Annotated in this window: 12 protein-coding genes and 1 riboswitch; of the genes, 6 read left to right on the top strand and 6 right to left on the bottom strand. The window is 72.9% G+C overall.

Annotated features, from left to right (window positions below; translation table 11 throughout):
• A partial coding sequence (locus GQ56_RS0111025; RefSeq protein WP_031398708.1) for a MarR family winged helix-turn-helix transcriptional regulator occupies window positions 1-486 on the bottom strand: 486 nt, incomplete at its 3' end.
• A 129-nt stretch (window positions 487-615) separates the two neighbouring features.
• Here GQ56_RS0111025 and GQ56_RS0111020 point away from each other — a divergent pair.
• Window positions 616-1,794 (top strand): MFS transporter, encoded by a 1,179-nt coding sequence (locus GQ56_RS0111020; RefSeq protein ID WP_031398707.1) that lies wholly within the window; start codon window positions 616-618, stop codon window positions 1,792-1,794.
• 51 nt (window positions 1,795-1,845) lie between these two features.
• Here GQ56_RS0111020 and GQ56_RS0111015 read toward each other — a convergent pair whose 3' ends face one another.
• Entirely contained in the window at window positions 1,846-2,382 is a 537-nt protein-coding gene (locus GQ56_RS0111015; RefSeq protein WP_052007247.1) for a MarR family winged helix-turn-helix transcriptional regulator, read from the bottom strand.
• 146 nt (window positions 2,383-2,528) lie between these two features.
• Between GQ56_RS0111015 and GQ56_RS0111010 the strand changes: the two genes are divergently transcribed.
• Window positions 2,529-3,443, top strand: coding sequence for a DMT family transporter (locus tag GQ56_RS0111010; protein ID WP_031398705.1), 915 nt, complete (start codon window positions 2,529-2,531; stop codon window positions 3,441-3,443).
• On the opposite strand, the gene cobM is transcribed toward GQ56_RS0111010, so the two are convergent.
• The 4 genes from cobM to GQ56_RS0110990 are packed head-to-tail and all read right to left on the bottom strand — an operon-like array spanning window position 3,444 to window position 7,282.
• Window positions 3,444-4,172 carry a precorrin-4 C(11)-methyltransferase gene (cobM, locus tag GQ56_RS0111005; protein WP_031398704.1) on the bottom strand — a complete coding sequence of 243 codons (729 nt, stop codon included), beginning with the start codon at window positions 4,170-4,172 and terminating at the stop codon, window positions 3,444-3,446.
• A gap of 43 nt (window positions 4,173-4,215) precedes the next feature.
• Entirely contained in the window at window positions 4,216-4,947 is a 732-nt protein-coding gene (locus GQ56_RS0111000) for a cobalt-precorrin-6A reductase (protein WP_031398703.1), read from the bottom strand.
• Window positions 4,944-6,032: a cobalt-precorrin-5B (C(1))-methyltransferase gene (locus GQ56_RS0110995; RefSeq protein WP_031398702.1), complete on the bottom strand. Its 1,089-nt coding sequence runs from the start codon at window positions 6,030-6,032 to the stop codon at window positions 4,944-4,946. Before GQ56_RS0110995 ends, GQ56_RS0111000 begins: the two co-directional genes overlap by 4 nt.
• Complete coding sequence (locus GQ56_RS0110990; RefSeq protein WP_031398701.1) at window positions 6,032-7,282, bottom strand: bifunctional cobalt-precorrin-7 (C(5))-methyltransferase/cobalt-precorrin-6B (C(15))-methyltransferase; 1,251 nt, start codon at window positions 7,280-7,282, stop codon at window positions 6,032-6,034. The genes GQ56_RS0110995 and GQ56_RS0110990 overlap by 1 nt, the downstream gene beginning before the upstream one ends.
• 263 nt (window positions 7,283-7,545) lie before the next feature.
• A riboswitch (cobalamin riboswitch) is annotated at window positions 7,546-7,736 on the top strand.
• Between the two features lie 67 nt (window positions 7,737-7,803).
• Between GQ56_RS0110990 and cobG the strand changes: the two genes are divergently transcribed.
• The 4 genes from cobG to cobJ are packed head-to-tail and all read left to right on the top strand — an operon-like array spanning window position 7,804 to window position 12,260.
• A complete protein-coding gene (cobG, locus tag GQ56_RS0110985; protein WP_235212683.1) occupies window positions 7,804-9,195 on the top strand; it encodes a precorrin-3B synthase in 1,392 nt (463 codons plus the stop codon).
• Window positions 9,188-9,814 (top strand): precorrin-8X methylmutase, encoded by a 627-nt coding sequence (locus tag GQ56_RS0110980; protein ID WP_031398699.1) that lies wholly within the window; start codon window positions 9,188-9,190, stop codon window positions 9,812-9,814. The genes cobG and GQ56_RS0110980 overlap by 8 nt, the downstream gene beginning before the upstream one ends.
• Window positions 9,811-10,545 carry a precorrin-2 C(20)-methyltransferase gene (locus GQ56_RS0110975; RefSeq protein WP_031398698.1) on the top strand — a complete coding sequence of 245 codons (735 nt, stop codon included), beginning with the start codon at window positions 9,811-9,813 and terminating at the stop codon, window positions 10,543-10,545. The genes GQ56_RS0110980 and GQ56_RS0110975 overlap by 4 nt, the downstream gene beginning before the upstream one ends.
• Window positions 10,542-12,260, top strand: coding sequence for a precorrin-3B C(17)-methyltransferase (cobJ, locus tag GQ56_RS0110970; protein WP_031398697.1), 1,719 nt, complete (start codon window positions 10,542-10,544; stop codon window positions 12,258-12,260). Before GQ56_RS0110975 ends, cobJ begins: the two co-directional genes overlap by 4 nt.
• Window position 12,261: the final 1 nt, after the last annotated feature.

The raw sequence follows: 12,261 nt of genomic DNA, 5'->3' as shown, positions 1-12,261 counted from the left end.
GTCCCCCCCCCCCGCCAGCAGTTTCCCCAGCAATTCCGACAACTGCGCCTGTTCCGCGTCCGACAGCACGGCCAGCAGCGCGCGCTGGTTGTCGATGTGCGCGACGACCGCATCGTCGATCAGCGCGCGGCCGGCTTCCGTCAGCGCGACGAGCGTGCCGCGCCCGTCGGCCGGGTTCGGCCGGCGCTCGACCCAGCCGGCCTTCTGCAGCCGGTCGATGCGCGCGGTCATCCCGCCCGACGACATCATCAGCGCGTCGTACAGCGCCGTCGGCGTCAGCGCGAACGGCGCACCGCCGCGCCGCAGCGTCGCGAGCACGTCGAATTCTCCGGGCTGCATCCCGTAGCGCGCAAACAGCGGATTCAGACGGTCGCGCGCGATCACGAGCGCGGCTTCCTGCAGTCGCCCCATCACCACCATCGACGACGCGTCGAGATCCGGACGCTCGGCGCGCCATTGCGCGAGCGCATGCGCGGCTCGATCCATTAACCCTCCTCGGCTCACCAGTTATCTTGACGTCGAGATAAATCAGCATTTATCTTGATGTCGAGATACTTTACATGAAAACGCGCGGCGTCTCACCGGGAGCCGTGCATCGATTTCGAGGGCCATGCGATGAATCGCTTTACTTCTCCGGGATGGCGGCTCGCCGCCATCGTGCTCGTCGGGCTGAACCTGCGGCCGGCGCTTGCCGCGGTCGGCCCGCTGCTCGACATGATCCAGCGCGCGACCGGCATCGGCGACGGCGCGGCCAGCCTGCTGACGACGATCCCGATCCTCCTGATGGGGCTCGGCGCGCTGAGCGCGCGGCGCCTGCAGCGCATGACGGGCATCGTGGGCGGCGTCGGGCTCGGCGTCGTGCTGATCGGGCTGGCGTGCGCGTCGCGCGTCGGCGCGCAGCACGCATGGCTGCTGCTCGCGAGCGCCTGCTGCGCGGGCGTCGGGATCGCGATGGTGCAGGCGCTGCTGCCCGGCTTCGTGAAGGCGCATTTCGCTGCGCGCATCGGTGGCGCGATGGGCGTCTACTCGACGTCGATCATGGGCGGCGCGGTGCTCGCGAGCGTCGTCGCGCCGTTCGCCGCGGCGCGCTGGGGCTGGCTCGCCGCGCTCGCCGGCTGGGCCCTGCCGGCCGCGATAGCCGCGGTGGCCTGGCCGCTGGCCGGGCGCGGCGGCGACGCGCGCGCCATCGGGCCGGCGACGGCATCGCATGCGCAGCCGTCGCGCTCGCCGCGCGCCTGGCGGCTCGCGCTGTTCTTCGGTATCGCGACGGGCGCGTACACGCTCGTGCTCGCATGGCTGCCGCCGTACTACATGCGGCTCGGCTGGTCGCCGACGGCGGCCGGCAGCCTGCTCGGCGGCGTGACGCTCGCGGAAGTCGTCGCGGGGCTGACGATCTCGGCGACGATCGACCGCCTGCCCGATCGCCGGCCTGCGCTGCATGCGGCGATCGCGTCGCTGCTCGCCGGGTTGCTGGTGATGCTCGCCGCGCCCGACGCGCTCGCGCTGCCGGCCGCGCTGCTGCTGGGCGCGGGGATCGGCGCGCTGTTCCCGCTGTCGCTGATCGTCACGGTCGACCATGCGGCGACGCCGGCCGATGCCGCGTCGCTGACGGGCTTCGTACAGGGTGTCGGCTACCTGATCGCCGGGCTGTTTCCGTTCGCGGCCGGCGTCGTGCGGCAGCACCTCGCGGACCTGACGCCCGCGTGGGTGGCAATGGCGTGCCTGTGCGTCGCGCTGTTCGCGCTGGCGGCGGGGTTTGCGCCGCGAAGCGTGCGGCATCTCGCGCGTGCCTAGTGCGGCGCGCGTGGCCGCCGGGTACGGCGGCGTTCGCGCGCCTCGGCAGCCTCAAACGCCCGCTTCGCGCTCGGCCAGATGCCGCCGATAGGCGCGCTCCGACGGACACCGCCGCAAGTCGCACGCATCCTCGTCACACAGCCGGCACACGCGGATCGCGTTCTGCATGTCGTCGGCCAGCGCGCCGACCAGCTGCTCGCAGATCGGCAGGAGCTGCGCGCATTGCGCGGGCGTCAGCGTGCGCGTGAGATCCGCGATGGCCGCGCCGCGCGCGGCCAGTACCTGCCGCACCGTATCGTGCCCCGCCTCGGTCAGCGTCAGCACGACGGTCCGCTTGTCCTCTCCGGGCTCGCGCGCGACGAGCCCTTCCTGCGCCATCCGCTCGGCGAGCCGCACGGCGGACGAATGCACCAGCATCGATTGCCGTGCGAGCGCGTCGATCGTCATCGCATGCGCTTGCGACAGCAGCACCAGCGCGTCCGCGATCGACCCGTGCAGCCCCGTCTCGCGGGCGATCGCCTCTTCTACCCGGTCGTTCAGCGCAAGCGCGAGCGCGCCCAGCAGATTGTTCAGGCGTTGCTTTTTCACGTAGGCGCTCCTAGTATATGTGTGCGTCACGCATATAAATTAAACCATCGTTTCACCGATGTCGGGTTGGCCGTCGCATGGCCGGCTCGCCCAGGGCGCTCGCACGCCCTCATTCTACGGGTCGACGGGCCGAGTGGAGTCAACGCATGAACGACAGCGCGCGCAAGACCGGATGCCTGATCATGGCGACGTTGTGCTGGGGCGTCGCGATACCGTTCAGCAAGATGGCGTTGCCTGCCCTGTCGCCCGCCTGGCTCATCGTGCTGCAAATCGCCGCCAGCGTCGCGGTGCTCGCGTGCGTTGCCGTCGCGCAGCGCGTCAGCCTGCGCGGCATCGCGGCGGCGCAGGTCGCCGTCGTCGCGCTGATCGGCATGCTCGAACCATGCGGCGCGTATTACCTCGGGTTCGTCGGCATGCAGTCCACGTCCGCGCTGCATACGGCGGTGCTCTTCGCGCTCGAACCGCTCGGCATCCTTGCGTTCAACATCGTGCTGTTCCGGCTGCGGGTCGACCGGCGGCTGCTGGCCGCGGGCGTCGTCGCACTGGCGGGCGTCGTCGTCATCACGCTCGGCGACACGTCCGCGGACGCGCACGCATCGCTGCGCGGCGACGCGTTCGTGCTCGCCGGCGTGATGGTGGCCGCGCTGTATGTATCGTTGTCGACGCACGCGGTCACGCTGGCGTCCGCGACGGCGATGCTGCTGATCCAGCAGGCCGCGTCGCTGCTCCTGGCGCTCGTGCTGCTCGGCGTCGACGCGGACGGCGGCGGCGGCCTGCAGCGGCTGCCGGCCTTGTCCGCCGCATGGCCCGCGATGGCGATCGGCGTGCTGCAGTTCGCGCTGGCCTTCCTGTTCTATTTCCGTGGAGCGCGCGGCAACGCGTCGTACTGGAGCGCGGTCGTGCTCAACCTGATCCCGGTCGTCGGCATCGTCGCGTCGATCGCGATCCTCGGCGAAACGGCGTCGCCGGTCTACTTCGCCGGCGGTGCGATCACGATTGGCGCGGCGCTCTACACGCACCTGCGCGAACACCGCGGGGAACGCACGCCGGCGAGCGCATGATCAGCTCGCGCTCGCGTACAGCGTCGAATCCGCGAACCCTTCGGCATCGAGCACGCGGCCGATCAGGATCAACGCGGTGCGCTCGATCCGCGCGCCCCGCACCCTTTCGACGATGTCGGCGAGCGTGCCGGTCACGCGCTCCTCGTCGGGCCAGCTCGCGCGATAGATCACCGCGACCGGACAATCGGCGCCGTAATGCGGCAGCACTTCGTCGACGATACGGGCGAGATGCCGCACGCCGAGATGGATCGCGAGCGTCGCGCGGTGCGCGGCGAGCGAGCCGAGCGCTTCGCCTTCCGGCATCGTCGTCTTGCCCGCGAAGCGCGTGAGAATCACCGTCTGCGCCACGCCCGGCAGCGTCAGCTCGACGCCGAGCGTCGCCGCGCACGCGGCCGTGGCCGTTACGCCCGGCACGATGTCATAAGGAATCCCCAGCGCCTTCAGCCGGCGGATCTGCTCGCCGATCGCGCCGTACAGCGACGGGTCGCCCGAATGCACGCGCGCGACGTCTTGCCCTTTCGCGTGCGCGTCGGCAAGCAGCGCGACGATCGCGTCGAGGTCGAGTTCGGCGGTATTGACGACCCGCTCCGCGCGATGACCGTCGAGCACGGCCGCCGGCACCAGCGAGCCCGCATACAGGATCACCGGGCAGGTACGCACGAGGCGCTGGCCCTTCACCGTGATCAGCTCCGGGTCGCCGGGGCCCGCGCCGATGAAATACACCGTCATCGAAAAATCTCCGTCAATTCATGGGATGACCGGCCGCGCCGCATCATGCGCGCACGGCCGGATCGAGCGCCTCGAGCAGCGCGGCGGCCGAGTCGAACGTGCGCTCGGCGGCAGGCAGCGGCGGACGGCGCAGCATCACGACCGGCAGCCGGCGTTCGCGGGCGACGTCGAGCTTGGCCTCGGTGGCCGCACCGCCGCTGTTCTTGCTGACCACGACGTCGATGCCCGCCAGCGCGAACAGCGCGCGCTCGCCGTCGAGCGTGAACGGCCCGCGCGCGGCGACGATCTGCGCGCGCGCGTTGCCGGGATGCGCGTCGAGGCAGCGCACGACCCAGAACTGATGCGGCGGAATCGCGTCGAGATGCGCGAGCGGTTCGCGGCCGAGCGTGAAAAGCGGCCGCCTGAACGGCGCGAGCGCGGCCTCGATGCCGGCCCAGTCGTCGACCATCCGCCAGTCGTCGCCCGGTTGCGGCGTCCACGGCGCGCGGCGCAGGGCCCACAGCGGCACGCCCGCGTCGCGTGTCGCGGCAGCGGCGTTCGCGCTGATCCGCGCGGCATACGGATGCGTCGCATCGATCACGAGGCCGATGCCGGCGCTGCGCAGGTACGCGGCGAGTCCGGCGGCGCCGCCGAACCCGCCGACACGCACGTCGCAGCGCAGGTCGGCGGGCACCTTGCCGAGGCCGGCGAGGCTGTACACGTGACCGGGCCCGAGCGCGCGCGTGATGTTCAGCGCGTCGCCGGTGCCGCCGAGCAGCAGGATGCGCGCGCTCATCGCGCCTCCCCGACGAAGCGGCCTTGCCGGTCGATCGCGAACATCTCGACGGCGACCGACGGCGGCACGACGTCGCGCGCGACGTGCAACGCCCGGGCGCAGACGAGATCGCCGAGCGGCACGCCGTCGGCCTGCGCGAGCTTCAGCGCCTCCTGGCTCGTGTTCGCGGCGCGCATCGCGGCCTGCAGCGCGTCGCTCGCGCCGGCCCCGGCCGCCCACTGCGCGAGCAGCGGCAGGTCGATGCTCGAATGGCGGCTGTGCAGGTCGAGGTGGCCGGCCGCGAGCTTGCTCAGCTTGCCAAAGCCGCCGCACATCGACAGGCGCGCGACCGGTGCGCGCCGCAGGTGCTTGAGCACCGCGCCCGCGAAATCGCCCATCTCGATCAGCGCCATCTCGGGCAGGCCGTAGTGGGCGCGCATCGCATCCTCGCTGGCGTTGCCCGTGCAGGCGGCGATGTGCGCGACGCCGTTGGCGCGCGCGACGTCGATGCCCTGATGGATCGACGCGATATAGGCCGAACACGAGAACGGCCGCACGATGCCGGTCGTGCCGAGAATCGACAGCCCGCCGACGATGCCGAGGCGCGGATTCATCGTCTTCAGCGCGAGCGCCTCGCCGCCTTCGACGCCGATCGTCACGTCGAAGCCGCCCGCATAGCGGTGCTCGGCCGCGAGCGCGTCGAGGTGGGCCGTCATCATCTGGCGCGGCACCGGGTTGATCGCCGGTTCGCCGACCGGCAGCGTGAGCCCCGCGCGCGTGACGGTGCCGACTCCCGGCCCCGCGTGAAAACGCACGCCGGGCGCCGCGGCGAGCGCGACGCGCGCGAAGATCAGCGCGCCGTGCGTGACGTCCGGATCGTCGCCGGCGTCCTTGAGCGTGCCGGCTTCCGCACCGTCGGCCGTGGCCCGGCAGAACTCGAGCCGCATCATCACGTGCTGCCCTTTCGGCAGCACGATCTCGACCGCGTCGTCCGCGTGCCCCGCGAGCAGCAGGCGCGCGGCCGCGAGCGACGTCGCGGTCGCGCAGCTGCCGGTCGTATAGCCGAAGCGCAGCGGCGCGGGCTGTTCGGGCGTTTCGTCGCGCATCACGCGTCCGTCGCGTGCGTTGCCGGCGCGCCCGCCGTATCGGCCGCGGCCGGCTTGCAGGTGTCGTACAGCGTGACCGGCAACGGCTGTCGCCACGCGTCGAAGCGGCCGAGCGGCTCGGCGTGCGCGAGCGACACGCGCGTCAGCGTGCCGCCGTGCGCGTCGCGCCACGCGGCCAGCGCCATCTCGCCCTGCAGGGTGACCGCGTTCGCGACCAGCCGGCCGCCGGGTTTCAGCGCCGTCCAGCACGCGTCGAGCACGCCGGGCGCCGTGACGCCGCCGCCGATGAAGATCGCGTCGGGCGCGGCCAGGCCGGCGAGCGCATCGGGCGCGCGGCCGGCGACGAGCTGCAGCCCCGGAACGCCGAGCGCGTCGCGGTTGTGTTCGATGAAGCGTTGCCGCTCCGCATGCGATTCGATCGCGATCGCGTGGCACGACGGATGCGCGCGCATCCACTCGATGCCGATCGAGCCGCTGCCGGCGCCGATGTCCCACAGCAGTTCGTCCGGCGCGGGCGCGAGGCGCCCCAGCGTCAGCGCGCGCATGTCGCGCTTGGTGAGCTGGCCGTCGTGACGGTACGCGTCGTCGGGCAGGCCGGGCGTCAGTGCGCGGCGCGGCGCGTCGGCGGCTGCGCGGCAGTCGAGCGCGACAAGGTTCAGCGCGGCCGTCTCGTCGACGGCCCAGTCCTGCGCGAGCCCGTCGAGACGCCGCTCGCGCGGCCCGCCGAGATGCTCGAACACGCTGACGCGGCTCGGCCCGAACCCGCGTGCGACGAGTTCGGCCGCGACGGCGGCCGGCGTGCGGCCGTCGGCGCTCAGCACGAACAGGCGACGGCCCGGCAGCAGGTGTCGCGCGAGCGTCGCGAGCGGACGGCCGACGAGCGACACCGCGCCGGTCTCCTGCAGCGCCCAGCCGAGGCGCGCGGCCGCCAGCGACAGCGACGACGGCGCGGGCAGCACGCGCCATTCGTCCGGGGACAGCGTGCGCGCGAGCGTGGCGCCGACGCCGAACAGCATCGGGTCGCCGCTCGCGAGCACGCAGACCGGCGACGGGCGACGCGCGAGCACGCCCGCGAGATCGAACGGCGACGGCCACGCCTCGCGCGCGGCCGGCAGCCGTGCGGGCAGCATGTCGAGATGGCGCCTCGCGCCGACGACGAGCGTCGCGTCGAGCAGCGCGCGCCGCGCACTGCGTCCGAGCCCCGCGTAACCGTCGTCGCCGATGCCCACTATCGTCAGCCACGCCGTCATGCACCCTTCCCCATCGTTCGATTCCGTTCCGTTTGTTGCGATGCGCGACCGCCGGGCCGCCGCGCGTTGATCCACCGGCACGCCGGTGCGATGCGGCCGCCGCTGCTAGGCACGCGCGGTGCCGGATTCCAGCGCTCGCGCGGCCTCGTGCCGCGCCGCCAATCGTACCATTTGCGAGACAGCACGAAACCGGCGCCGGCCTTGCTGCGACGCGGTTGCGGGGCGCATCGCCGATGCCGGGCCGGTGCGAAAATCGGGTATCCTACGGCCGTTCGTTCGCCGGTGCCCTTCGGGGCCGAAGAGGGAACACAGGGCGCGCCGCGCGCCGCTGTGGCTGCCCCCGCAACTGTAGACAGCGAGCCGCTCTCCCCCGCATGCCACGGGTTCCGCCGGGAAGGTCGGGAGCCGGCGTCGGCCTGTCAGCCAGAAGACCTGCCGGCCTGAAAGTGCGAGCGTGCCGGTTGGCGTCGGGCGGGGTGTACCGATGCGTCGACCGCGGCGCGACACCATTGCCTGCCCCGTTGAATTCCGCCTCCGTTCCGATTCCTGCATCGCCCGCCGTACGCCCGTCGGCGTGCCCGGGGCTCGTGCGCGTGGTCGCGGCCGCCGACGGCGGACTGTGCCGGATCAAGCTGCCAGGCGGCCGGCTCGAGGCCCGCCAGGCGCGGGCGATCGCCGCTGCCGCGCGCCAGTACGGCTCCGGCGCGATCGACGCGACCAATCGCGCGAATCTGCAACTGCGCGGCATTCGCGACGGCGCCGCCGCCGCGCTGACGCAGGCCTTGCTCGATGCGGGGCTCGGCCCGCGCGTCGACGCCGCCGCGGATCGCGCCGCGCTCGCCGCGAGCGACGACGTCCGCAACCTGATGCTCAGCCCGCTCGCCGGGCGCGATCCCGCCGCGCTCGTCGACAGCCGCGCGCTGGCCGCACCGCTGTTCGACCTGCTGGCGCGCGAACCGCGTCGCGGCGAGTTGTCGCCAAAATTTGCGATCCAGCTCGACGGCGGCGAATCGGTCGCGGCGCTCGATCATCCGCACGACATCTGGCTCGCCGCATGGCGTCGCGGCGACGGCGTCGTGCGCATCGCCGCCGGGCTGGCCGGCTGCCCGCCGGTCGAAGCAGGCGACCCACCCGCGTCGGTCGACGTGGCGCCCGGACAAGCCGCCGCGCTCGTCCGCGCGTTGCTGTGCGCGTTCCTCGATCTCGCGCCGGCCGACGTCACGCGCATGCGCGCGCTGCTCGCCACGTGCGGCGAACGGGCGCTGCTCGAACGCGCGCAGCACGACCTGCCCTTTGCGCTCGCGGCCGATCCGGCGCTCACCGGCTGGCGGCGACCGCGTTGCGACGCCGCGCTGCGCTTCGGCGCGCGTGCGTCGCTCGACGCCGCATATTGCAGCGTCGGCGCGCAGTTCGTGCTCGGCCGGCTCGACGCGGCGCAACTGGAGCGGCTCGCCGCCCTGGCCGAGGCCGACGGCGACGGCACGCTGTCGATGACGCCGTGGCAAGGCGTGTTCATCCACGGCGTCGCGCACGGCCTCGCACCGGCCACGCTCGATGCGCTCGCGTCGCTCGGCCTCGTCTGCGCGCCGTCCGACCCGCTGGCCGCGCTGGTCGCGTGCGCCGGCAGCACGGGCTGCGCGAAAGCGCGCGCCGATACGAAACACGACGCGCTCGCGCTCGCCGCGCGCCTCGGCGATCCGGTCGACGTGCACCTGACCGGCTGCGAGCGCCACTGCGCGTTGCCGCATCCCGCGACGCACACGCTCGTCGCGGTCGCGCCCGCGCGGTACGACCTCTACCGGCGTGACGCCGCCGCGGGCCTCGGCGCCCCGCTCGCGCGCCATCTGACGATTGACCAGGCCGCGGCCCGACTGACGGGCGCGCGGCACAGCCAGGACACCACCGATGCTTGACTACATTCGCGACGGGCAGGAAATCTACCGCCAGTCGTTCGCGACGATTCGCGCCGAGGCCGATCTGTCGAGGATCCCGCCCGATCTCGAGAAACTCGCGGTGCGCGTGATTCACGCGTGCGGGATGGTCGACGTCGTCGACGCGCTGCGTTTCTCGCCCGGCGCGGGCACGGCGGGCCGGACGGCGCTCGCGGCGGGTGCGCCGATCCTGTGCGACGCGAAGATGGTTGCCGAGGGCATCACGCGCACGCGGCTGCCGGCGGCCAACCGCGTGATCTGCACGCTCGGCGAGCCGGAGGTGCCCGATCTCGCCCGGCATCTCGGCAACACGCGCTCGGCCGCCGCGCTCGAACTGTGGCGCCCGCATCTCGCGGGCAGCGTCGTCGTGATCGGCAATGCACCGACCGCACTGTTTCACCTGCTCGACATGATCGATGCCGGCGCGCCGCGCCCCGCGCTGATTCTCGGGTTCCCGGTCGGTTTCATCGGCGCGGCGGAATCGAAGGCGCTGCTCGACGCCGACAGCCGCGGCGTGCCGTACGTCGCCCTGCTCGGCCGGCGCGGCGGCAGCGCGATGGCCGCCGCCGCGGTCAATGCGCTCGCGACGGAGGCCGAATGACGCGCGCACGCGGACGCCTGTTCGGGGTCGGCGTCGGCCCCGGCGATCCCGAGCTGATGACGATCAAGGCCCTGCGCGTGCTGCAGGCCGTGCCCGTGGTCGCGTATTTCGTCGCGAAGGGCAAGAAAGGCAATGCGTACGGCATCGTCGAGGCGCACCTGCAGGACGGCCAGACGCAACTGCCGCTCGTCTATCCGGTGACGACCGAGGCGTTGCCGCCGCCGCTTTGCTACGAGACGGTGATCGCCGATTTCTACGACACGGCCGCCGGAATCGTCGCGGCGCACCTCGACGCGGGGCGCGACGTCGCGGTGATCTGCGAAGGCGATCCGTTCTTCTACGGGTCGTACATGTACCTGCACGACCGCCTCGCGCCGCGCTACGACACCGAGGTCGTCCCCGGCGTGTGCGCGATGCTCGGCGGCACGGCCGTGCTCGGCCAGCCGCTCGTCTATCGCAACCAGAGCCTGTCGGTGCTTTCGGGCGTGCTGCCCGCACCGGAGTTGCGGGCCCGCCTCGCGCAAGCCGACGCCGCCGTCGTGATGAAGCTCGGCCGCAATTTCGACAAGGTGCGGCGCGTGCTCGACGAACTGGGGCTCGCGAAACGCGCGCTGTATGTCGAGCGCGCGACGATGGCGAGCCAGCGCATCGTCCCGCTCGACGAAGTCGACCCGATGGCGTCGCCGTATTTCTCGCTGCTCGTGGTGCCGGGGGAAAAATGGCAAGGATGACGACCCCGCCCGCGATCGTGATTCTCGGCGCGGGCGCGCTCGACACCGCGCGGCGCATCCAGGCGCACTTTCCGGGTGCGCGCGTGCACGGGCTCGCCTCGCGCGTCGAGGCCGACGTGCCGTTCGACGAACTCGGCGCGCACCTGCGCGAACTGTATGCGCGCGGCCTGCCGATCGTCGCGCTGTGCGCGGCCGGCATCGTGATCCGCTGCCTCGCGCCCGCGCTGGCCGACAAGGGCGTCGAGCCGCCCGTGCTGGCGGTCGCCGAAGACGGCTCTGCCGTCGTGCCGCTGCTGGGCGGCCTGACGGGCGTCAACGCGATCGCGCGCGAGATCGCCGCATGCGTCGGCGTCGCGGCCGCGATCACGACGAGCGGCGAATTGCGCTTCGGCGCGTGCGTGCTCAATCCGCCCGAAGGCTATGCGCTCGCCGATCTCGCCCAGGGCAAGCGGTTCGTCTCCGATCTGCTCGCGGGCACGCCGACGCGTATCGACGGCGCGGCGCCGTGGCTCGACGCTGTCGCGCTGCCGCGCGACGACGCGGCCACGCATGCGATCCGCGTGACACCGGACGCATGGCGCGGCGCGCGCGACGAACTCGTGATCCATCCGCGCAGCGTGGTGGTCGGCGTCGACGCGCAAGCCGCGCGGGCGGACGCAGCGCTCGCCGCGCGCATCGAAGCACTGCTGGATGCGCAGGGCCTCGCGCGGCTGGCGTTGGCGGCCATCGTCGCGCCGGCCGTGGCGCTCGGCGACGCCGCGCTGGAAACCGCGGCGCAAGCGCTCGGCGTGCCGCTGCGCTTCGTCGATGTCGATGTCGACAGCCGCGCCGGGACCGATGCGGCCACGCTGCTCGGCCACGCGCTGCGCGTCGCGCACACGCTTCACGCCGCACCGGCGGAGGGCCTTGCGTGCGCGGTCGCTTCGCACCCGGTCGACCCGGCCGCCATCGGCCGCGCGCGCGGCCGTCTGACGGTGCTCGGCCTCGGCCCCGGCGGCGCGGCGTGGCTCACGCCGGCCGCGCGCGCCGCGCTGGCGGACGCCACCGACATCCTCGGCTATACGACCTACGTGAACATGGCCGGCCCGTTCCGCGACGGCCAGCGCGTACACGGCACCGACAACCGCGAGGAGATGCAGCGCGCGCGTCACGCGTTCGCACTGGCGGCCGAAGGCCGACGCGTCGCGGTCGTGTCGTCGGGCGACCCGGGCGTGTTCGCGATGGCCGCGGCCGTGCTCGAGGCGCTCGACGAAGCGCGCGACCCGCACTGGGCCGCGGTCGACCTGCGCGTGGAGCCCGGCATCTCGGCGTCGCTCGCGACGGCCGCGCAGGCCGGCGCGCCGCTCGGCCACGACTTCTGCGCGATCTCGCTGTCGGACAACCTGAAACCGTGGGACGTGATCGAGACGCGCCTGCGACACGCGGCGCAGGCCGATCTCGTGATGGCGTTCTACAACCCGATCTCGCGCGCGCGGCCGTGGCAGCTCGATCGTGCGCTCGAGGTCGTGCGCGCGCATCGGGCGCCGGAGACGGTGGTCGTGCTCGGCCGCGACATCGGCCGGCCGGGCGCGACGCTCGCGACCACGACGCTCGGCGCGCTGCGCAGCGACCAGGTCGACATGCGCACGATGGTGATCGTCGGCTCGTCGACGACGCGGCGCTTCGCGATCGGCGCCGGGCGCGAATGGGTCTACACGCCGCGCTGGTATCGCTGAA

It is taken from the genome of Burkholderia paludis (genome assembly GCF_000732615.1).
GTDB classification, from domain to species: domain Bacteria; phylum Pseudomonadota; class Gammaproteobacteria; order Burkholderiales; family Burkholderiaceae; genus Burkholderia; species Burkholderia paludis.
Note: the sequence above shows the minus strand (reverse complement) of the source record. Positions and strands in the feature narration are given on the sequence as shown.